Annotated in this window: 19 protein-coding genes; 4 read left to right on the top strand and 15 right to left on the bottom strand. The window is 37.8% G+C overall.

All coding sequences use genetic code 11. The features are described 5' to 3' along the window. Positions 1-73: 73 nt before the first annotated feature. The 7 genes from FZC40_RS04905 to FZC40_RS04875 all read right to left on the bottom strand — a co-directional run bounded on the left by FZC40_RS04905 (position 74) and on the right by FZC40_RS04875 (position 6,662). A complete protein-coding gene (locus FZC40_RS04905; protein WP_148602809.1) occupies positions 74-1,234 on the bottom strand; it encodes an ArsA family ATPase in 1,161 nt (386 codons plus the stop codon). A 17-nt stretch (positions 1,235-1,251) separates the two neighbouring features. Further along, on the bottom strand, positions 1,252-1,473 hold the full coding sequence (locus FZC40_RS04900) for a hypothetical protein (protein ID WP_148602808.1): 222 nt from the start codon (positions 1,471-1,473) through the stop codon (positions 1,252-1,254). Beyond that, a complete protein-coding gene (locus FZC40_RS04895) occupies positions 1,466-2,656 on the bottom strand; it encodes an ArsA family ATPase (protein ID WP_148602807.1) in 1,191 nt (396 codons plus the stop codon). The genes FZC40_RS04900 and FZC40_RS04895 overlap by 8 nt, the downstream gene beginning before the upstream one ends. A gap of 149 nt (positions 2,657-2,805) precedes the next feature. Then, a complete protein-coding gene (locus tag FZC40_RS04890) occupies positions 2,806-3,306 on the bottom strand; it encodes a MarR family winged helix-turn-helix transcriptional regulator (RefSeq protein WP_148602806.1) in 501 nt (166 codons plus the stop codon). Between the two features lie 239 nt (positions 3,307-3,545). Further along, positions 3,546-4,142 carry a rubrerythrin gene (gene rbr, locus FZC40_RS04885; RefSeq protein ID WP_148565936.1) on the bottom strand — a complete coding sequence of 199 codons (597 nt, stop codon included), beginning with the start codon at positions 4,140-4,142 and terminating at the stop codon, positions 3,546-3,548. Positions 4,143-4,217: 75 nt separating this feature from the next. After that, entirely contained in the window at positions 4,218-6,002 is a 1,785-nt protein-coding gene (locus FZC40_RS04880; RefSeq protein ID WP_148602805.1) for a phosphoenolpyruvate carboxykinase (ATP), read from the bottom strand. A gap of 9 nt (positions 6,003-6,011) precedes the next feature. Further along, positions 6,012-6,662, bottom strand: a complete 651-nt coding sequence (locus FZC40_RS04875) for an HAD hydrolase-like protein (protein WP_148602804.1) — start codon at positions 6,660-6,662, stop codon at positions 6,012-6,014. A 287-nt stretch (positions 6,663-6,949) separates the two neighbouring features. On the opposite strand from FZC40_RS04875, the gene FZC40_RS04870 reads away from it, so the two are divergent. The 3 genes from FZC40_RS04870 to FZC40_RS04860 all read left to right on the top strand — a co-directional run bounded on the left by FZC40_RS04870 (position 6,950) and on the right by FZC40_RS04860 (position 10,433). After that, a complete protein-coding gene (locus FZC40_RS04870) occupies positions 6,950-7,507 on the top strand; it encodes a LemA family protein (RefSeq protein ID WP_148602803.1) in 558 nt (185 codons plus the stop codon). 25 nt (positions 7,508-7,532) lie between these two features. Continuing rightward, entirely contained in the window at positions 7,533-9,449 is a 1,917-nt protein-coding gene (locus FZC40_RS04865) for a DUF2207 domain-containing protein (protein WP_148602802.1), read from the top strand. Between the two features lie 189 nt (positions 9,450-9,638). Next, on the top strand, positions 9,639-10,433 hold the full coding sequence (locus FZC40_RS04860; protein WP_148602801.1) for a hypothetical protein: 795 nt from the start codon (positions 9,639-9,641) through the stop codon (positions 10,431-10,433). An 86-nt stretch (positions 10,434-10,519) separates the two neighbouring features. On the opposite strand, the gene FZC40_RS17740 is transcribed toward FZC40_RS04860, so the two are convergent. From FZC40_RS17740 to FZC40_RS04840, 4 genes are all read right to left on the bottom strand, one after another. After that, the gene (locus FZC40_RS17740; RefSeq protein ID WP_420534734.1) at positions 10,520-10,609 is read right to left on the bottom strand and encodes a hypothetical protein; all 90 of its coding nucleotides are present in this window, start codon (positions 10,607-10,609) and stop codon (positions 10,520-10,522) included. A 20-nt stretch (positions 10,610-10,629) separates the two neighbouring features. Beyond that, entirely contained in the window at positions 10,630-10,893 is a 264-nt protein-coding gene (locus FZC40_RS17345) for a hypothetical protein (protein ID WP_207724227.1), read from the bottom strand. A 199-nt stretch (positions 10,894-11,092) separates the two neighbouring features. After that, positions 11,093-11,422 (bottom strand): hypothetical protein, encoded by a 330-nt coding sequence (locus FZC40_RS04850; RefSeq protein ID WP_148602800.1) that lies wholly within the window; start codon positions 11,420-11,422, stop codon positions 11,093-11,095. A gap of 1,411 nt (positions 11,423-12,833) precedes the next feature. Beyond that, positions 12,834-13,340 carry a chemotaxis protein CheW gene (locus FZC40_RS04840; protein WP_148602798.1) on the bottom strand — a complete coding sequence of 169 codons (507 nt, stop codon included), beginning with the start codon at positions 13,338-13,340 and terminating at the stop codon, positions 12,834-12,836. Positions 13,341-13,618: 278 nt separating this feature from the next. Between FZC40_RS04840 and FZC40_RS04835 the strand changes: the two genes are divergently transcribed. Continuing rightward, entirely contained in the window at positions 13,619-16,696 is a 3,078-nt protein-coding gene (locus FZC40_RS04835) for an EAL domain-containing protein (RefSeq protein WP_148602797.1), read from the top strand. A gap of 82 nt (positions 16,697-16,778) precedes the next feature. Here the strand turns inward: FZC40_RS04835 and FZC40_RS04830 are convergent, their stop codons facing one another. The 4 genes from FZC40_RS04830 to FZC40_RS04815 all read right to left on the bottom strand — a co-directional run bounded on the left by FZC40_RS04830 (position 16,779) and on the right by FZC40_RS04815 (position 23,487). Then, positions 16,779-18,914, bottom strand: a complete 2,136-nt coding sequence (locus FZC40_RS04830; protein WP_420534733.1) for a heavy metal translocating P-type ATPase — start codon at positions 18,912-18,914, stop codon at positions 16,779-16,781. Then, entirely contained in the window at positions 18,911-19,291 is a 381-nt protein-coding gene (locus FZC40_RS04825; RefSeq protein ID WP_148602796.1) for an ArsR/SmtB family transcription factor, read from the bottom strand. The genes FZC40_RS04830 and FZC40_RS04825 overlap by 4 nt, the downstream gene beginning before the upstream one ends. A gap of 641 nt (positions 19,292-19,932) precedes the next feature. Then, the gene (locus tag FZC40_RS04820; protein ID WP_148602795.1) at positions 19,933-20,331 is read right to left on the bottom strand and encodes a response regulator; all 399 of its coding nucleotides are present in this window, start codon (positions 20,329-20,331) and stop codon (positions 19,933-19,935) included. Positions 20,332-20,343: 12 nt separating this feature from the next. Next, complete coding sequence (locus FZC40_RS04815) at positions 20,344-23,487, bottom strand: PAS domain-containing hybrid sensor histidine kinase/response regulator (RefSeq protein WP_186843660.1); 3,144 nt, start codon at positions 23,485-23,487, stop codon at positions 20,344-20,346. Between the last annotated feature and the right edge of the window lie 84 nt (positions 23,488-23,571).

The following is a 23,571-nucleotide window of genomic DNA, read 5'->3' as shown; positions in this document are numbered from 1 at the left end:
AATTTTTAGCCACTAAAAGCATGTCCTCCTCGATTGTGAGGCGCATGCTTTTTACTATTTTCTTTAGCCTTATCTACACAAATTTCACATAGAGTCGATCTTCTTTATACTCGGCACTTTCCACGCTTTTATTCTTAAATATATCCGGCAAGGTGAAGCATCTTTTCTGATTCTTAATCTGAATCATCAGTTCATTTCCCTTCTGCCCCATATTCATTTCATTTTTATCTGTAAACGGGAGGTTTAAAATATAGTAATACCCGTCGCTTTCCTTTTTCACTTCAAATATCTTATCGGCAAACAAGACATCTGTGGGATCTGTATCACCAAAAATTGTTTCCGCTGCTTCCAGAAGCACTTCTTCCGATTTCAGTTCCTTATTCAAAAGCATCAAAGTAAAAATCGGCACATTGCAAAAGCTCTCTCTGATTTCATTAAGCCCTTCTTCCTGAAGGTTGATCCACTTGCTGAAATACCCATCCAATGCCTGTCTGGGATAAACCTTATTGACAATCACCGCATCAATATTATAGTTATACAGATGAAGATATGTGAAATTTCTTTTTGCTTCCTTGATGACAATCCGTTCCGGGGTGGTAACAATGCGGATGCTCAAAATTTCCGGATCAGTCATAATGGTCTGGAGCTGATAAAGCTTCTGATTCAACCTTTCAATATCATCGAAGACATTGTCTTTCGGCATCGGTATTTTCATTACCTTTTCAACCATCGGGCCCGCCACTTTTGTAGCTTTTCTCTTCATCGGAAGCATAGTCGTAATCATATTGCCAAACATTTCCGGGAACTTCAGCAACGCCATGGTTTCTCCGGTTGGCGCACAATCCACGATTAAAAGATCGTATTGGTTTTCTTCATAAATATCGATGATTTTAAATAGCGAAAATAATTCCTCCAGCCCTGGGAACACAAGCAGTTCCTCGGTTTCAATGCCACCTGCCACTTTTGACGTCAGTAATTCCTTCATATAGTTTTTCATGTTTCCCCAGGCCAGTTCCCCTTCGACGATCGCGTCAATTTCAAGTCCCCAGAGATTATCAGTGATGACAGCCGGTTCGTTTCCCAGTTGTACTCCGAAAGAATCAGTCAGACTATGAGCCTGATCAGTGCTCATAATCAATACTTTTTTACCGTCCTTAGCCGCCTTAACTGCAGTGGCAGCCGCGATACTGGTTTTGCCGACGCCGCCTTTTCCTGTATATAAAATGATTCTCATTTTTATCCTCTTATCTTTCAACTGATTGTAACTTTCTTAACTTTTTTTTCTTCTTTCGGCTCACTTCCTGGATGGGCTGCGTCAATAACACATTCCATTGCCAGTTCCCTGATCATCATTTTCATTTCTTTTTCGATGACATCCATATGTCCAACCATGGATTTTGGTAGCAGTGATGAAAATGCTTCTTTCTCAATCTTTTTCGCCTGGATCATTTTCTCGATAAATTCACTACGCATTTCTGACCTCCAATTGGTTTTCAAACTGTATGACGAGAGTATCCGCATCATACCTAGCATTAACAACTTCCATTCCCCGGAGCGTGTTTGGCATGGGGATATTCCGTTTGTAGTTGCCGATTTTTATAATCACGTCCGACCCACTGATATTGACCGACACCTCATTTTTTGAAATATTCGGCAGATACAATTTCATGATATAACCATTTTCATTCGCTTCATAACTTTCCCCTTCAATATCATCCCTAATATCAAACAGGTCGTCTTTCCCGCTGAAAGCATCTTCGCAGATGCGGTTGATGGAATCCAGCCCGAGGAGATCCGTGTCATACCAGGGGATATTATACTGAGGAACCGTCTCAAAACAATTCTTGATCTCTTCAATATAGGTTTTCTGAATGTTAACCCACTCATCAAAAAAAGGATTGTCTATTTCCTTCGGGAGAATCCGGTTGATAAAAACGCCGTCCACATGATAGTTATACAGTTTCATATACATATAATTCCGTTTTGTCTCTTCCACCACCATTTTCTCAGGAATCGTAACCAGTCTGACCGAGGTGATTTCCTTATTTTTCAACAACTCCTGCAATTCAATCAGCTTTACATAGAGCTTTTCGATATCGCTCATGGCATGCTTGTCCGGCAATTGAATCTTGAACAGCGACTTTGAGACCGGCGATAATATCCGCATGGCCACTTTTCCCATTGGGAAAAATTTATCCATATACCAACATAATAGCTCTGGAAATTTAAGCAGAGATAATGTTTCTCCGGTCGGGGCACAATCCACAATAATCCGTTCGTAATCGCTGTTATTATAAATGTCCTGGATTTTAAGGAGCGAGAATAACTCATCCATTCCCGGCATCATGGTAAATTCATCCATCTCTAAATTATCCTGATTAAATGAACCAAGCAGATCGGTGAAGGCCTTCATGATATTTTTATAATCATTTTCCATCATGTCATTTGCATCCACTTCCAATGCATATAAATTCTCAGCCACCCGGACTTCATTCCCGCCGAAGGTCATATTAAATAGATCCCCCAAATTATGGGCCATGTCTGTGCTGATGATCAGGGTTTTCTTCCCCTCATTTGATGATTTCAAGGCATGAGCTGCTGCTACACTGGTTTTTCCAACGCCGCCTTTGCCTGTAAAAATAAGTATCCGTTTCATAACTTCCTCCATATTTTTAATATTATTCCCTTTCCGAATTGTTCAGTTTCCGAAGTATTGTTTAAAAAGATGCTGCCTTCCGGCAGCAGGTTGATTAGGAATCGTAATACCAATAATTATTACAGCTTGTTGAGTGGCACCTTCTGAGATCACTCAATGGTAATTTTTCTTACCTTTGTTTCAGGATTTTTATGATTGATGCTTTTCACACGATCCCGACGCAAGGTGTCCATCACTTTGTCGATTAATTTAAAGACCAGCTGAATTTCTTCTTGCGTAAAGCTGTCCATGGCCAATTGCCCATAGCGACTCATCTCGCTGATGATGCGTTTAATCTTACCCAAACCATCATCCGTCATATGGATGGTGACAACCCGTTTGTCCTCAACGCTTCTTTCACGGCTGACAAGCCCCCGCTTTTCCATTCTCGCCACAATTCCTGTGGCAGTATTAAGGGGAACCCCGATATAATCAGCAATCTGAGTCATATTCACATCACTTCTTCGGTACAGCAGGAGCATCATAAACAGCTCATTCTTAGAGCAGTTAAAAAGATCATTGCCCCACGTCTCCGGTGATAAAAGAAATTTTATCTTGTCAATATACTCAAATATTATTGATTCAAATTTGCCCTTAAACTCTTTATCCATTGTCTTCTTTCCTTTTTCATTTCACTACAATACTTCAGCTCGTGAACTATTTTTAATTCTACTACCGAAGTATTATATTGTCAACTATTAATTTCAAACTTATGAATCTGTTTCATCTGCCTCTACAAACTGATGAACACATTATCTCTATATCATATTCTTCACACAAAAACAATCAGCAGCATGCCGTTAATACATGATACTGATTGTTTTAATTATATTATTCAATTAAATAAATTTTAGTAGGTCTCCTCAAACAGTTCAAAATAATCTTTTGCATGCTTGCAGGCTGGGCAAGTATCAGGTACTTCTGCGCCCTCATAAATGTAACCGCAATTTGAGCATTTCCATTTAACATCACTGAAACGTTTGAAGGTTCTTCCCAATTCAATATTGGCAGCCAGCTTCAAATAACGTGTTTCATGCGCTTTTTCAGCAACAACAACTTCCAGCCAGGTTTCTGCAATTTCCGGGAAACCTTCTTTTTTTGCTATTTCAGCAAATTTAGGATAAAGTTCTTTCCATTCTTCATTCTCCCCAGATGCTGCATGCAGTAAGTTGTTTTTGGTGTCGCTTAGCGCCACTGGAAAGTCGGCATTGACGTTGACATTAACGGCTTCTCCAGTAACATATTCGTTGCTTACAATATATTTATAAAACAATTCACCATGTTCTTTTTCATTTCCGGCTGTTTCAGTAAAGATATTGCTGATTTGAACATATCCTTCCTTTTTGGCAACCGATGCAAAAAATGTATAACGCATTCTAGCCTGGGATTCTCCGACAAAAGACTGCATTAAATTTTGTAGTGTTTGTGTACCGTTCAGTTTACCCATATCTTTCTCCTTTATAATGATTATAATCTTCTATAAGTATATTATATACCCTATTTCCAAAAGATCAAACATATTTTACAGCTTTTCTGAGTTTGTTTTATCAATAAATCGAATCAACTCTTGAGCTGCTATGTAGGGTCCATCCTGTTCGCAGCCAGGAATCCCCAGCTGTGTTCTAATCATTCCAACCTGCACTCCGATTTCTTTCATTTTTTTGAATGTTTTCCTGGCAATTTTTTCATGCTCTTCTTTCATCTGAACCGCACCGAACGGGTTGGCAAAATAGGTATTGGTTAAACCCACTTCTCCAGTGGTTCCTTTGGCCATCCGTTTTCCCTCAGAGAAAACATCATAGGCCGCGTTTAAATCTTCGAATATTTCGATGGCTGGGACTTCATCATCGATTTTCTCGTAGTTGTTGATGTAAAAGATGAAATCCACCCGGGTCGATTTTGAAATTTCTTCATAGGTCATTTGAGGAACAATGACTCGGGCATTCGCAATGTTGGGGTTCATAAAAATACTGCGATCCATTGTGCTGTAGGCATAACCCGGCTGTAGATCATCCAGCCGTACAAAGGCGCCAACTTCAGTGCCGACTGCCATGAGCTCACCTTCCTTGTTAAAATGAAGAGATCCCATATCATCAATGAGGATGTCAAAATCACACGCCATTTCTCTGGGGAGCTTATTAATGGCTTCCAGTGTCTCGGATTTTCCAGCACCGCTGTCGCCAATCAGCATGATGTTCGCCGATTTTCTGCCCCCAACTCTTATCTTTGCAAAGGCCCCATGAATCGGCAGTGCTTTCATTTCAATCTGGATGACATTGTGAAGCGTCAGCAAAATCTTCTTCATATACCCAAAATAATCGATTTGAGCAAGATCTGGAATCAGTCCATAATAGACATCATCTTCTTTTGTCACAAAGCCGAGTTTTTCATCTTCGTCAAAAATACTTTCATCCAGACCAAAGAAAACCACTGAATCCGGTTTTTGTTTTGTAAATTCTTCTGGTGTGGCCATTTCGAATAAGTTGAACAAGCCAGCGCCTAATGCCATATACTCTTTTTGAACATAAACAATGGATAATAAGCGGCCGACCTTCAGGGGTATTGCAAACCATTCATCACTCGCCAGATAAAATTTTTGTAAAATACGTTTATCCTTAACCGGAAATACCCCCTCGCGTTTGTTCGACTGGGTGTAAAATATAACAGGGGGCTCAAAAATCGCTTCCCAAATATAAGGGATCTGATAAAGAGAATCATTTTTGCTCTTAGCCTCCCGGTCGAATTCAAAATAATCGGCTAAAAATGCCACCTGGGCACCACTGGGCAGCTGTCGATAAATACGCACACCTTTTCCGGTTACATTAAAATGAATATTACGGTAAAGATCCAGAACCATTTTCTTAAACGCATCATTGTTTGATATCAACGAAAAAGCTTTCGAGCGTTTTGTGGTTTCATCCGGGCTGTAACCATCCATTTTTATCATAAAACGCTGGATTCCTCGCCAGTAATTATAAAAGCCTTCAAGAAAGCCCAAAAACAACTGGGAATACTCTTCATAAGTCATTTGAATATCAAAATAGCCGGAACGAATAATTTCTTCCAGTGAATTGATGTTGAGCAAATAGACAAAATCAACAAATTCACGTTCATTAAAATCACGGTTTTCATTTTGAAATGGTTCCAGTGTTTTGATTAGATAAGATTTTTTTACCTCCAGTTCTTTAATAAATGTTTTAATTAATTTTTTAAAAAACGAAGATTTTATGATCTGTCCAATATTTGTGTATTTCAAGTCACCTTTAATGATTGCTGTACGTTCTAAATTTAAATAATCTTCTTGCATACTGTCCTCCTAACAAACAATATTCAGGAGTTCGGAAAAACTTGCAATGAGTTGTATTGCCCCAGCTTCTCTGAGCTCTTCCACGCTGCCGCAGCCATAAGTCACCCCCACGGAAGCGATGCCAACTTCTTTTGCCCCGATAATATCGTAATAGCGATCTCCAACCATTAAAACATCCGATAAATCAGCGATCTGATGATCATTCAGAAGATCGGTAATGATTTCTTTTTTATTGCTTCGGGTGCCGTCGTTATACGTTCCATAAACCCGGTCAATCTCAATGTCAAATGCCATGCTCTTGATGATTTTTCTGGCGTTAGTTTCATTTTTGGTTGTCGCTACTCCCAGAAAGCACTTGTTTTTATATAGGGTATGAATCGTCGCTTTCACTCCGTCATAAATCGGGGTTTTATACATTCTGCCATTGTCGACATACTCTTCAAGATAAAACTTGTATCCCTGTTGGGCTTCGCTTGGAGAAAACCCAAAAACGTCCTGAAAAGTTCTAAGAATCGGCGGTCCAATCAGCGGATTGACATCAATAACTTTTGGGTCCGGATAATGCATTTTTTCCAGAGCATATTCAAGACAGAAACGAAAGGTTTCGCTGGAATCAATAAGCGTCCCATCTAAATCAAATATAATGTGTGAATATTTCATATAAACTAATATCTCCTTTCCTCAGGTATTGTAGTAAAAAATCTAATCCGATTCCTTATTCCTTACCAATTCATCTTTGGAATTCGGATTCTTTCTAATTTAACCTCATTGTAATATACAAATACCCATTCAACAAGACAAAATATCACACCAAAAGCATGTAAAGCTTTTCTTGTTGTACTATTTTTTTATTGTCAATCCGGACCTCGTATCCGTAAAGATTCGTTGTGACCTTCATTAATAAGTGTTATAATAGAGCAAACAAAATTAAAAAGGAGGATTTAAAAATGATTGCACTTCTAATTATTATCGGTCTTGTTGTTATAATTGGCCTTTGGCTCATCGTTTCTCGAAATAACTTCGTTAAGATTAAAAACCAAGTCGAAGAGGCTTTTTCGACTATGGATGTTTATTTAAAGAAACGTTATGATCTGATTCCCAACCTTGTGGAAACGGTAAAAGGTTATGCGACCCATGAATCAGAAACCTTCGCAAAGGTAACCGCTGCCAGAACAGCAGCCATGAGCGCAACCAGTATTGACCAAAAGATCTCCAATGAAAACGCCTTGTCGGGAACTTTGAAAAGTCTCTTTGCTGTTGCGGAAGCTTATCCCCAACTCCAGGCAAATACGAATTTCCTTGATTTGCAGCAACAGCTGCAATCCATCGAAAATGACATTGCCAATTCAAGAAAATACTACAATGCAACCGTTCGAACAATGAACACGAAGGTTGAGTCCTTCCCAAGCAATATTGTTGCCAATATGTTCGGCTTCAAAAAACAACCATTCTTTGAAGTGGGAGCTCCAGAAGAACGAGAAAACGTCCAAGTTAAATTTAATTAAAAATATCATTTTGGAGGTAAACGAAGTGAAAAATCGATGCGCACTTCTTCTTCTTGGCCTTCTTCTTTTAGGATCTGTTTTTCCTGGAAGCACGTTTGCTCAAGAAGCTTTTGATATAACACAATATAATGTGACCATGGACGTTCAGGAAAATCATGCTTATGATATACAAGAAAACATAATAGTCGCTTTTTCTGCAGCACGCCATGGTATTTTTCGATACATTCCTTATAAAGGAGATTTTTATCGCGAGATTGATGGAAAGCCCGTCGATACACCTTATACCGCCCGAGTCTCTAATGTTTCGGTTTCTAATTTCAAATATGAAACATCCAATGAAAATAATAATGTTGTCATCACTATTGGCGATAAAAATCAAACAGTATCTGGAACTCAAACCTACCCCATTTCTTACGTTTGGAACCCAGGTGATGATAAAATTAATTCTATGGATGATGTTTATTACAATATCATTCCACAAAATTGGGATACAAGCATTCAGAACGCCAGTTTCACGATTGTTATGCCAAAAGCTTTTGATTCTTCTAAGGTAGAATTTATTACAGGTGGCTATGGCAGTACCGATACCACCGCCGTTGATTTTACCATTAACGGAAATACCATTAATGGAACTCTGAATCGGCCATTATCCAACAATGAAGGCGTTACCTTAAAAATCAATTTACCTGAAGGTTATTTTGTGGGAGCCTTTACCGGTAACGAATTTGATCCCTTGATGTATATCCTGTTTGCTTTATCCTTACTGGGTGCAGCTCTGATCTGGTTTTTTACCGGACGAGACGAAAAGCCTGTGGAACCGGTCGAATTTTACCCTCCACATGATTTCACCCCATCCCAGATTGGTTTTATTGTGGATGGCGCTCTTGACAAACCGGAAGTCCTTTCCCTGCTCATGTATTGGGCGGATAAGGGTTATATGACCATCGAACAGGTGGATAAAAAGAAATTTATATTCCATAAGATTAAGAATCTGCCAGATACAGCAGAAGATTTTGAACAGACTTTTTTTGTTAATCTTTTTGATCAAAAAGATAGTTTTTCAACCGAAAGCGTGCCGGCCAGCTTTTACGATACGTTTGTTGCGACGAAGCTCCAGATCAAAAGTTATTTTAATCTTCCGGAAAATAGACTGTTTACCGCGGCATCAAAGGCTGGCTTTGGATTCATCACAGCGATCATGTGCTTTCCGCTGCTGACACTGGTGATCAACGGTGCTTATCGCTCAAGCATGCTGACATCTTTGGGGGATGGTCTGCTTGCTATCGGTTTTTCCGCACTCTTTACTGTGTTGCCAACAATCTTCAGCGTTAACATCATCACCACTGCAATTCGAAACCGACAGGGCACTTCAACCAAAAAAACAACTGGTCGGTTGATTTTAGGCATTGTACTCACTGTCGTCTTTGCTCTGATTGTGTTTGTTGCCAGCATGCTATTGGGTTATGAAAGCATCATCCCGGCACTGATAGCTTTACTTGCCACCTATGGCATTTCAGTATTCCAAATCATCTCAATCAAACGAACGGAAACTGGCCGTCAGTGGTTAGGCGAAGTTCTTGGTTTTAAGAATTTCATTGAAAAAGCTGAAAAAGATCGTATTTTAGCTTTAGTCAATAAAAACCCTCAGTATTTTTACAATATTCTGCCCTATGCTTATGTTTTAGGGGTCACGGATAAATGGGCGAAAAATTTCGAATCGTTTGCCATTGAACAGCCTAGCTGGTATTACGGACAGACCTATGGGGATCCCTTTACGTCGATTGTATTTGCCAGTGCGCTGATGCACAGCATGAATTCAATTTCATCCAATATCATTGTTCCACCAAACTCAGGCTCCGGCGGCTTCGGCGGTGGCGGCTTCTCAGGCGGCGGTGGTTTCTCCGGCGGCGGTGGTGGCGGCGGCGGCGGCGGCAGCTGGTAAGGGCCATATGTGTCATTGATTATGAATTTAAACACCTATAATTCATACAAAAAGCAACGGCCTAATTAACCGTTGCTTTTTTACCTTTACATTTAATTTTTTTCCGACTATTTACACCATAACGCATAAAGGATATACTAAACATTAGCGAGCATTCACAAATTTATGTGAATAAGAGGAGGTCTCACAATGTCTATCGTCCAAGATATCATACAAGGGTATGATCATATTTTCAAAAGTAAAAACGATTGCCCGTTTGAAGTTATTGTAACTGACAATATTTATTCAGACAGGTTCGAATTATGCAATACAAAGAACGACCAAATGGATGTGAAAGGAGCTGAACCGGAACTTCAAAACAGCAATGAACTGTTAGTGCTGCCGGATGAACAAAATTCAATGTTTTTGTTGTTGATCCGGCAGGATCATTTTAATGAAAGCGGTGTTTATTCTCAGACAATCGCCTATGAATATACGCATGCAATCGATTATTTCGAGTGCAAAACCAAATATAATATCCTCAACCTGAGAAAAGATTCATTTCCTGACCATGATTGTTTTCAATTTGTTTCGGAAGTTAGAGCAAGTTTTAGGGGTCCGACACTATTCTATCACCTGACAAATGCTGATAAAGACGCTTTAGTTTTTGCCTATATCAGTAAATTAGTACCCGCCTACGAGAAAATACTAACCGGTGATCTCTCTGAAAACATGTATGACCTTGCACAATTCTACGGTCAGTATCTTGCCATCAGATGCTATATCAATGCACCGCTCAGTCTGCCGGGGTACATCACCCATTCCTTCGCGGGAGATTTACTGTTACAACTCAATAAAAACATCGGGGATACAAATATTTTTGATAATTATGAATCACTTAGTGTTGCTTACAGCGATTTTATTAATAAAAAAACACAAGGAACCCCCAACCCTCTTTTAGCTATGGTTCACGATCATTCTCATTGTGGGTGTAACCATTCTTGAACCGCTCCCTGTCAAGTAGACAAAACAAATAATTATAAATGAATATGTGTGCCGCCAATCATATTCATTTATGATTGGCGGCATTCTTATGCAACAGACCCCAGATAACCCCTGTATTCGAGTGGGGGCATACAATTCAGACGCTTCTGATAATGATGGTTATTGTAATAGTCGATATAATTTTCGATAGCATGCTTTAATTCTTCATAGGTGTCAATTTTTTGAGATAGTACATCTCCGATTCCAGCTGATTTATTGAGAACATAACTGTAAGCAACATTTTTAACAATTGGTTGTAAACCGTCAATTCCTGAGGCATTATAATTGCAAATCCATTGATTGTCGTTTTACTTATTCCCAACATCCGAGTTTGATTGTGAATCGGATCTATGCTATTTGCAATTGTTTGGTGCACTTTTAATTTTTCTTCTCGTATATTTTTGCTTTTTCTTTCCATCAAAAATATGCCCCACCTTGTAATAAACAGTTTTTTTATTTAGACTGTCCACTATAAGGGGAGCATATTATAATTTTAAGTATACAAATGATAAAGTATAGATATTATAAAATAAAATAAAACACCCAATAAAAATATCATTATTATTTTGCTTTTTTTCATTTTAGACACTTCAAACTAATTCTCTTAATTGTAAAATAGATTACCAACTGCCACCACCGCCTTCACCTAAATAAATCGAAGTAACTTCTGGATTTGCGAAGTAATATGCCAATGCATCAGCTACCCAATCTGCACTACTTTGACCACTTGCACATATGACTACTCCATCAACAATAAAGCCAACAAAAATCCCTCCAACAAAAACAAGAACTGATTCAGCTGATTCAGTAGACATTACTTCGTTATTCGAAGTTTTGTTTTTTATTATGTTGTCTTGAGAATTACTAGCAAAAGCTACGCTTGGTAAAACTGTACTCAAAATTAAAACCGCAACTAAAAAACTTGAAATTTTTTTACTGTTTTTTTCCAAAATTCATCCTCCTAACTCTTTATTTTTATTTTGTATACTATAAAATTCATACTGCAATATTTTTTTAAAACCCTATTTTCGTATTATGTGTCTTCTTGCTTTTATTTGTTTAGCTCTCTAACATCATTGCTAAGGTTTTTTAACCCGCATCATTATTTACAAAAATAAAATAGCAAACATATATTTATTATTGAGCATATGCCTTTAAATGCAACTAGTCAAGTTCTATTTCATGATTATCTTATTTGATCGCCTATAGTGATAGCTCAACGTATTGAAAGATTACCAAAATATTACCGGATATGATCAACGATATTATCCAGTTGTTCCATTTGCACTCTTTCTTCCTCTCATCCAAACACATCTAACTGGATGCGCAAAGATCGCATATCTGAGCTGAAGTTATTGTTTTGTTTCAGGCAGCCTCGGAAATTTAATTATTTTTTGTATTTGCAAATTTAGTTAAAACCTTTAAAATGAAATTAGTTGCAAAAATAACCGCTACCAATTTCGTCTAGGCTGCAAGGCTTCTTTTAACCAGACTGTTATCCGCCTTGTTCATCAGATTTTGTCAACATCTGATGAAAGTAATGAACCTGCAACCCGGATGAAGGTGTTTCTGTCAGACCAGCCCAGAGTTAGCAAACGAAATCCTTTTGTGTATCAGTGTTTCACCTGGTCGAAGACGCGTGAAAGCAACTCCACCTTTTTCGAACGGTTTCGCTCGAAAAAGGTATCATCAATGATTAAAACATTTTCCCGGAATTCATGGGTAAGACGGTTGATGCGCTGGTTAGTTTCTCTGGCAGCAACCAAGGTGGTAAACTTCTGCCAATGGATCTTGCAGGAGTTTGTGAATCAATAGATCGTATCTTTTTCGAACTCCGGACAATGATGATGGGTCACATAATTCATGTATATCGATCGGTTGGTAAAACGATGTTTAAAAGATACTCAAAAACCGAAATCACCGAAAAGCTTCAGGTTTTGTAGGCATTGCATGTTTTTAAATGTGAGCTTACCTGATATTTTTTTCAAAATACGCACCACTAGTTTAGAATTGAAATTTAAGTCTGTATTGGTTTGTGTTATAATTTTCATAACATGAACCTCAAGTTAATTATTTATGTGCAAAGTTTGAGTTAATCATACAAAAAAAATAGAAATCGCAGATCATCTGTTATCTGCGATTTCTATTTCAGGAATGAAAATAAAGGGAGGCTTATTTGTTTCCTTACTGTTGATAATAAGCCTAAAATCTTTAACTATTCTGTAAATTATATCAATTGGCAAAAAATTAAGAAAACGCTAAGCTAGTGCCAGTGCTCACTTGGCGTTTTGCCAATCACCTAAAAAGCAAAGTATCGCCTAATGATACTTTTGCTCTTAGTTCACTGATATTCTTGTTGTTTTAACCGACTTCTTCAAATAACTCCTCAACGACTTGCATTTCACCGCTTTTCAGCAGGCTTTCACAATCCAGAAGCAACTGAATCTTTCCTTCGGCTTTTCCAAAACCCTTTATATAGTGGTTTGTGAAACCAGTTATTTTTGATGGCGGGGGAGCAATTTCATCGTCATTGATTGTTAGCATATCTTCAACGCCGTCGACAATCAAGCCAAAAGATACCGCATCGATACTGATGACAATAATACTGGTTCTTTCGTCATAATCTACCGATTCGATTCCAAATTTCAGCCGACCATCAATAGCCGGTATAATTACTCCTCTTAAATTAACGATCCCTTTTATATAAGAGAGAGCTTCTGGAACACTCGTAATTAATTGCATCCCGACTATTTCAGTCACATATTTAGTTTCAACCGCAAATACTTCTTCCCCTAAGTGAAAAGTTAAATATCTGCCGTGCTGATTCTCTTCTTTTATTTGGTCTTCTTGACCAATATTATCAGTCATTCAAATTTTCCTTTCATCGCTATAGCGAGTATTTTTTATTATTAAATATTATATTCTTCAGTTGTAAACCATATCATTAATTTTACCCCAAATTTTCAGTTATTAACAGAGAAATAATAGCGAGACAAAAGTAATATTTTATTTTTCTGAATTCATCAATCCTCAATTAACTTGCAAATACAAAACAAATAATTGTTTCTAAAAACAGAAAAAACGAAATAATTAATTCCGGATTTTTAGGGTATGTAGATACTAAATATCAATCGGAGGTTAGCACAATGGTTACTATATCAACATCAACTTTTTTTTCTTTGATTTTTTATTTTTCCTTCATGGCATATTTATATTTTGGATTTTATATATTAAAAAACGATGACGTACCGATGCGGAAATGGATCTTTTTTGCATTGTGTATCACCTTGTCCATCTGGGCATTTGGTTTTTCCATGGCCAATTCTGCACCAGATTATGATACAGCCTTGTTTTGGCGTCGATTTTCCGCCCTTGGTTGGGGCTCTATGTATAGTTTTCTGCTACATTTTATTTTGATTCTCACCAATCGGACAAAATGGTTGAGAAAAAAGTGGCTGACCATATTGATATATTTACCGATGCTGATCAATATTATTGCATTCTCACTATATAATCCCATTGCTACTAATCAATATAACCTTCATTATTCACCTTATGGGTGGATCAACCAATCCATCAACAATAGCTGGGACTTATTTTTCAACGTTTATTACATCACTTATACACTGTTCAGCATTGGACTTATTATCATCTGGGGATTAAAATCCGATAAGAAAGGGAGAATGTCAGCACTATTGTTGTTTCTTACCATTTCAATTGCGCTCATTTTAGGAAGCGCCACCGATATTCTGCTCAATACTTATATTACCAGCACTGCACCTCAAATGGCACCGGTAATTATCCTGATTCCCATTGGCGCCATTTTTTACTCCATTCGGCATTATGATCTTATGAAACCTGATATTACTATTTCAGCAACCAGTGAAGGGGAAATTCTCAACAATGTCAACTATACACAAATCTATAAATTCCTGTCCTTTTTCTATCTTATCGGCGGGGGTCTTGATTTTGCTGCCAGTTATTTTATCTTTCATGTTAATTTCGGATCTACGTTATTATTCAGCGCTTTCCTTTGCAGCTTAGGTCTGGCTCTTATTGGCCTTAACCACTCTCCAATACAAGCCAAAAATAAAGACTTGATTATGGTTTATATTCTGGCTTTAACCGTTCCAATTCTAGCCTTTAAGTATATTAACTACACCTTCATCACCATCTGGGCCGCACCGGTTATTTTTATCATCCTCTTAATCCCTTTTCGCAATGGGCCATATCTGCGAATATTTGGTACGATCATACTCAGTACCATGGCACTGGTCTCAATAAAGATTCCCTCCATCACCATTCATATGGATATGTTAGACCACCTCATGCATTTCCTTCTTGTTTTCCTATTCCTGGCTATGGCCTTTTACGTGAATCGCATTTTTCTCCAGCGCCTGGAAGAAAATGAAAGACAAGTTCGCTTTCAAAAAATGGTTTCCCAAATTTCCTCGGACTTGATCACTTCCAACCAACTGAACTACCAGGAAAAAGTCCAGAATCTTCTGAAATTATGCGGCAAACAGTACCAAGTGGACCGTTCATATTTGTGCCTTTTTTCTGCGGATATGAAAACCATTTCTTACGCCTATGAATGGTGCAACGATGGGATTGAACCCTCAGTTGGCAAGGTAGAAACCATCCATACAAGCGCTGTTCCCTGGTTTGTTTCCCAAATCAGTAATAACTCCAATCTTTATATCCCGAATCTTGAAACTCTTCCCCCTGAAGCGATTACTGAAAAAGCCCTTTTACAAAGTCATCAGATTAAATCTGTCTTGTCGATTCCCGTCATCACCAACGATCAAATATTAGGATTTTTAGGTTTTGATTCCATGGAAAATCCCCATGTTTGGGGCGAAGACTCTCCGGATCTTCTAATAGTCATTTCAAACATACTGGCCGATGCTCTGGCAAAAATCAATGCTGAAAAAGAAATCAGCTACCTGGCCTTTTACGATGCTTTAACAGGTCTACCAAACCGCACGCTGTTCAGAGACCGTTTAACGGAAGCGATTTATTCCGCCCAACGCGCTGAAACTTTTATCGGAATAATATTTCTCGATCTGGATGCGTTTAAATCGGTGAATGATACCATGGGCCATAATGCCGGGGATGAACTCCTGATAAAAGTCGCCCAACGGCTGACTGGATGTGTTAGGAAACAAGATACCGTCTGCCGATTCGGAGGGGATGAATATCTGATTATGCTCCCCAATATCACAGTCGGCAATGACATTCCTCAAATGTCAGAAATGATCATGAATTCCTTTAAAAATCCTTTCAAAATTAAAAATCAGGAGTTCTTTATCACCGCCAGTGCTGGGGTCGCTCTCTACCCCATTGACGGGGATGAACCGGATATGCTGATAAAAAATGCAGACCTGGCCATGTATACCTCCAAGGACCAAGGCAAAAATAAATATACGCTATGCTCACCCCTATTAAAAGAAGATATCCAGTTAAAAATGAAACTGACCAATGCCCTCTATCGGGCATTGGAGCGTCATGAACTGGTGTTGTACTATCAGCCTCAACTATCCGTTGAAACAAACACAATCATTGGCATTGAAGCTTTAATCCGCTGGAATCATCCAGAACTGGGGCTCATTTTACCGGAAACTTTTATCCCTCTTGCGGAGCAGCATTCAAGTTTAATCGGTCCCATTGGGGAATGGCTACTAATGACAGCCTGCAAACAAAACAAAATATGGCATTCTATGGGCATCCCGCCCTTTCGCATGGCAGTAAGCCTTTCTGGAGAACAGTTTCTTAATTCAAATCTATTAAGCACCATCAAACAAGTTATCATCGAAACTGGGATCCCACCGGAAACACTTGAATTGGAAATTACGGAAAGTATTGCCCTTAAAGGCAAAGTTAATGTCATGAATGAACTTAGGGTCATGGGTATCACCATTGCCATTGATCATTTTGGTATCGAGTATTCCTCTCTGAACCGTTTAAAGACACTGCCCATCGATCGTATTAAAATGGACCCTGCATTCGTTCATGGCATTGGCAACAAAACTAAGGATGAAGCCATTGCCAAAATTATCATTCAACTGGCAAATAATCTTGGTTTAGCCGTTATTGCTGAAGGCGTGGAGACCGAATCCCAACTGGCTTTTTTAAAAGCAGAGCACTGTGATGAAGTCCAGGGATTTTATTTCTACAATCCCATGACTGCAGATGAAATCAGTTCGATTCTTTTACAACGGTAAAATCCATAGTAACCATTTTACGGACCGGGAGGTTGAATGAATATTGCTGATCGCTCCAGTGACGTGAATCGTCGGATATGTTTTATATTTTTTTTGTATTCATGACTCTCATGGCATTAAAAATGGCAATCAAAGCCACTCCTACATCAGCAAATACGGCTTCCCACATTGATGCTAAACCCAATGCCCCTAAGGCAAGGAATATGGTCTTTACAACCAAAGCAAAAACGATATTCTGAAAAACGATGACCCTCGTTCTTTTTGCTATTCGTATTGCTAATGCTATCTTTGATGGCTCATCAGTCATGATGACAATATCGGCGGCTTCAATCGCAGCATCCGATCCCAAACATCCCATCGCCACTCCAATATCGGCTCTTGCCAGTACCGGTGCGTCGTTGATCCCATCGCCGACGAAAACAAGTTTCCCTTTGGGAGTTTTTTTGCTTTCCAGCCATTCAAGTTTCTCAACTTTATCTTCAGGCAGTAATTCGGAATATACTTCATCGAGTCCCAACTGCTTTCCGATTTTATCACCCACACTTTTTAAATCTCCGGTGAGCATAACCGTCTTTCTGATGCCCAGTGATTTAAGCTCTTTAATGGCATGCGCTGAGTCTTCTTTAACTTCGTCTGAAATGACGATATTACCTGCATATTTCTTGTTGATTGCAACATGTATCACCGTTCCTGAAGTCTTAACATCATCGATATGACTTAAATTTTCATTATCCATTAATTTCGAGTTTCCTGCTAAAACCTCATTGTCGTTGATCGTTACACTTATTCCATTTCCTGCTATTTCCTGATAATTTTTGATGCGACTCTGATCAATTTCAACATGATAAGCATTTGTAATTGATTGTGCAATCGGATGATTTGAATAACTTTCGGCATAAGCTGCATATTCGAGAAGTTCCGCTTTTGTATAAGCATTTTGAGGATTAGTTTGCGTCACTTTAAATACGCCTTTTGTCAGCGTCCCGGTCTTATCAAAGACAACCGTTTCAACATTATTCAATGCTTCAAGATAGTTACTGCCTTTTATCAAAATACCTCTTTTGGAAGCGCCGCCGATACCGCCGAAAAATCCCAACGGTATCGAAATCACTAGGGCACAAGGACAGGAAACCACTAAGAATACCAGGGCACGATAAACCCAATCTGAGAAAACAGCTCCTGGAATCATCAGTGGAGGTATAATAGCTAACGCCAGAGCACCAAAGACAACCACCGGCGTATAGTAGCGTGCAAACTTTGTGATGAATTGCTCTGTAGGAGCTTTTCTGCTGCTGGCGTTTTCCACCAGATCCAAAATCTTTGACACCGTGGAATCTCCAAAACTTTTTGTCACCTTAACTGTCAGAACACCGTTCTTATTAACAAATCCGCTTAAGGCATCTGCTCCCGGTTCCAACTCTCGAGGGATGGATTCACCGGTTAATGCAGATGTATCAACCATTGAAAGCCCTTCGATAACTTTTCCATCCAGTGGGATTTTTTCTCCCGGCTTTATCAGTATCATATCTCCGATATTCACATCTTCCGGTGATACTTTTTGGAGTTCATTCCCTACTTTTAAATTTGCATAATCAGGTCTTATATCCATTAATGAACTGATTGATTTTCTGGAATGATCCACTGCCATATCCTGAAATAGTTCACCAACCAGATAGAACATCATAACCGCTACCCCTTCAGGATATGCACCGACAAAGAAGGCACCAATTGTAGCGACACTCATCAGAAAGTGCTCACTAAACACCTGCCCACGAGCGATTCCTTTGATTGCCCGTAAAACGATGTCGCCGCCGACAATAATATAACTGATTAAAAACAAAGTTAATTCCAACCAATTCTGAAAATCAAAGATCAACCCGATCGCAAACAACGCTCCCCCAATTACAAGTTTAATGATTTGTGTTTTGCGATTATCCCCGTTTTCATCTTGATTTTCACTGATCTCTTTTATATTTAATTTTGCGTTTCTGCTTTTTAAAACAACTTTTACATCCGGTTCATGCTTATGCACGATTGATTTGACCTGATCTACAATAGTTTCCACAGCTGCATCTGCTTCTATCTCTAAAGTCAGTGTCTTGTTCATGAAATTCATGGATGCCTTAACTCCGCTAAGCTTATTGACTTCACACTCTATCTTTGATGCACAGTTGGCGCAGTTTAATCCTTCAAGTATCAGTTCTTTTTTTAGCATCATTGATCCTCCCGTAATTCTAAAATATGCGTCAACCCTTGGTTAAATATTTGTTTGACATGTTCATCATCTAAAGAATAGAAGACAATTTTTCCTGCTCTTCTATTTTTAACCAGATCCGCTTGCTTTAGGACTCTAAGTTGGTGAGATACAGCTGATTGGGTCATATTCAATAAAAATGCGATATCACACACACACATTTCAGCTTCATCCAGCGCCCAGAGTATTTTAATTCTTGTGGAATCTCCAAATACTTTGAATAATTCTGCGAGATCATATAGCGTCTCTTCCTGAGGCATTTTCTTTTTCACCTGTTTTACAATATCTTCATGAATCACGTCACAGTCACACCGTTCAATCGGTTGTACTTTATTAGCCATCTTATCACCTCATTTTTCTGTATGAACAGTTGAACAATCGTTCAACTGTTCATACAGGTATTATAGCTCAACTATTCTGGGTTTGTCAATAAATAAATGAATAATTGTTCATGTGTTCATATGATAAATCAAACTAGCACCAGCACAAAATTACTTCCAAGTTCACTGTATAGGATAATAACTGTTGCATAAAAAAAAGCTCATTATAAAAGATATAAACGAGCGCAACTTGTTAGAATATTTTTAAAGCGTATCCCTATCAACATGATTGGGGTCTTTTTAAAATCACATCTTAAATCTCCCATATTTAATGAATCGCCTTTATTAACAAATCACTTCCCAATATTTTTTAAATCCTTCTCCTTTTGTGTTATCGTTTACCATCTGACAAAAAGTCTACCTAAAATAATTGTATTGTTATCATTGCTGTTTTTATCTTAAAAGGTTCTTTTTAAATCGATTGTCCAGCTTATAATCAAAATCTATTTTTATTCTTTGATTTCTCTTTTATTTTAATCTATAATTCTTTTTTTTTCAATAACAAAAAAAGCAAGGCTCCCAAAACTGGAATTCCATTTTGAGCGCCTTAATTCATTACTCTTTATTCATAATTGCTGCTGTCATTTCAATATTGATCATTTCTATTCAATAAATTCAATTTTTTCCAATACTTCAGTTATTTTTTTCATATCCAATGGTTTGTTGGCATAAGCATTGCACCCAAAATCAAAGGCTGACTGAACAATATTCGAATCTCCTAAGACTGTAGTCATAATAATCTTTGCCTTTTCTTTTTCTGGCAGGTCCTGCTGTTTTTCTAAATCCCTTATCGTTTTCAGAACTTTTACTCCGTCAATTTTTGGCATCATGATATCCAAACAGATTAAATTGTAGGGTGTTTTTTCCTGAACATTAAGCATATAGGCATCGATTGCTTCAAGCCCGTCCACCACTAAATCGCACTCCCCATACTTGCTTAAAAATTTGCTTAAAAACTTACGACTTACCATATCATCTTCCGCTATTAAAATTCTTTTCATCCCACTTTCCTCCTAAACTTTATCTTGTTTTATCATGAGCCAAATTTCTTCAATCCGCTGCAAATACTGGGGTATGTTTTCCAATTGATCCTTGCGAATCGCCAATTCCAGCTTAAAAACTAGATTTTTTAATCCTATTGCGTTTATTTCATCAAAATATTGTTTTAATTGATGAGCCACTACCTCTATCATCACAAAATTTCTATCACTGAGAAGTACTTTGAGCTGTGTTATTTTCTGATTGATTTCTTTTCTTGTTTTTCCATCTAGAGTTGCCGATATATTTTCATTCTTTTCTGAATTTTCGAAACCATTTTTATGATAACGTTCAACTCGATCTCTTATCATGGCCAGTTCATTAGTATCTTTATTAGTTAAATATTCACTAAGGAAGTTTTTCATTTGATTCCGATCCACCGGTTTTGATAAATAACTGTCCATGCCACTGGCTCTGAATATCGTCTCATCCCCTTTAAGTGCATAAGCTGACAATGCAACGATCGGGGTTGCTTCATTTAATAAGAGATCTAATTTTTGAAGATCAAAATCATCTATATCCTCTAATTCTTTTTTTCGTCGGATAATTTGCGTCGCCATTATCCCATCCATCACCGGCATTTGAACATCCATCAGAATCAGATCGTATTTTTTTTTCCCTGACAATAGAACCCCTTCTTTTCCATTTTCAGCCAAATCCGTCTCAATTCCAAAACTCTCCAGCATTTTACACATAACAATCTGATTGACCCGGTCATCTTCTACTAATAAAATTTTACTGCCATTAAACCTGATCTCCGGGACACTTTCTTTTATTTTTACTCCTGTTTTATTTGTAGATCTCATTGGAATATGAACAGAAAAAGTGCTTCCTGAACCAAATTCGCTGACAAAGCTAACTTTTCCATCCATCATATCGGTTAACTGCTTGGTGATTACCAATCCGATACCTGTGCCTCCGTACTTTCTTGTATGAGAGCCATCAATTTGACTAAAACTCTTGAAAAGTTTTGAATATTTACTCGGATCAATTCCAATACCTGTGTCTTTCACATCAATATGAAGCATCACTTGATCTGTCTTTTCAGAAATAATCTCCTGATTGACAATCAATTTAACTGACCCTACATTAGTAAATTTAATAGCATTACTCAGTAGGTTATTTAAAACCTGTTTAAGGCGTCTGCTATCACCAATAACAAATATTTTTGGCACATTTTCATAATGAACACTTAAGCTTAATCCTCTTTCCATCGCATGATTTTGATGCATTTTCATGGTCGATTCAATCAGGTCAATGAGATTAAAACTCATTGGTTCAATCATCAATTTTCCTGCTTCAATCTTAGCAAAATCCAAAATATCATTAATGATATCTATCAATGAATGGACGCACCCTTTAGCCGTTTCTAAGTTTTCCTTCTGTTCATCAGAAAGAGTTTCCATCATGGTAAGATCAATCATACCGATAATACCGTTAAGAGGTGTTCTAATTTCGTGGCTCATATTTGCTAAAAATTCACTTTTCGCACGATTGGCTTCTTCAGAGCGTTCCATCGCAGATTTCAATTTTATTTCAGTTTGCTTCTTAGCATCGATGTCCCAGGTAAGCACTGCAATATGATCTGGTTCAGGACTGCAAATAGATGCTTCCACCCATCGTTTCAACCGTTCTGAATAATATTCTTCAACATTAATATTTTTACTTTCATAAAGTTCTTTATTAAAGCATTTGAGAAGCTTACTGATTTCTTCTGGATCAAGAAAGTTTGTCTTAGTAACCCGATGACCAATAACCATATTGCGACTAGTACAAAATAGTTTTTCAGTTGCTTGATTCATTTCAATCAGCTCTGCATCGATGATTGTCTTGTTATCATCATAAACTGCTTTAAAATATGTAATACTGCTGTCCAGGTTTGTAAATAATGAAAAATACTTTTCCTGACTTTTTCGAAATAGTTCTTCGGCACATCGTTCATCATGAATATCAAGAAATAGACCAATTATTCCAGCGAATTCACCATTTTTTTCATAATAAGGATTTCCCATTCCCCTGAAAATCCGATAGGTTTCATCGGATGCCGATAATTCAACTTCAATATTGAAAGATTTCTCCATCAGAAAGGATTCATTAAAGACCTGATAAAGCCGTATATATTCAGAAGGTTTCATATGCATCTGGAGTGCTTCCAAAAATGATCCCTTATCGATATTCATATAGGATTTTAATGTTTCATTAAAAAAATCACATTCATGATTTTTATCTATTTTAAAAATCATCATCGGCAAACTATCTAATGTTATCATGCAAGCATTTCGGGCATCTTTCAAACTTTTTTCATAGTAAATTGTTTCAGTGATGTCTTCTATCGTCATGACAAACTCCATTTTTCCCTCAATGATGCTTATCATAATGCTGGTATTTAAGAATATTAGATGTTCAACTCCATCTCTGATGTATTTGAAGGGAACCAAATTTTCATTTACCGCTATTTCATCTTCAGCCACCTTATTCATTGCATTTCTTATTCTGCAGAAAGTACAGTTTAATGAAGCGTTGCAACCACCTTCATAACTGTTCACACACCCAAAAGCATCTCCGAAACCTTTTCCAATCACTTTGCTGTTATCCATTCCAAATATTTTTAGAAATGCCTGATTAGTTACACGAATGATTCCGTTTATATCAGTGACGACCATGGCTGTTGGCATCAGTTGAAATATTGTTTTATAATTATTACGTTCTTTCTTAATTAATTCTTCTGCATGAATAATTTTTGAAATATCCCGAAAGACAATAACGTTGCCGATCTCTTCTTCAGTATCTGAAAATACAGGTGATAAACGGGCTGACAAGTATTTAATTTCACCATCGGGTCTAACGTAATAAGACTGGGATGGGAGACCGATACTATGATTGATTTTTCCAAAACGAATGGGGGCCTTTCTTCCATGACGATAAATTTTAAAGACTTCAGTAAATGGTTTCCCAATCAATTCAGAAGAAGGGCTCCCTAATATTTCAACAGCCATGACATTAATAAAATCGACACATCCATCAAGCCCACTGGTCATAATGGCGTCTCCAGCACTATAAAGAGTGGAAACTAGCCATGCCTTATCTTTAGATTCCAGTTGTTCTTTAATTTTTTTCATTCGACCCTCCATTTACCTGTATAATTTTCTAATTCATGATTTTTTCTCCCAACAGCCCTATTTTCTCTTCTTAAAATTCAATCT

The sequence above is a fragment of the Acetobacterium tundrae genome, from assembly GCF_008086615.1.
GTDB lineage: Bacteria > Bacillota > Clostridia > Eubacteriales > Eubacteriaceae > Acetobacterium > Acetobacterium tundrae.
Note: the sequence above shows the minus strand (reverse complement) of the source record. Positions and strands in the feature narration are given on the sequence as shown.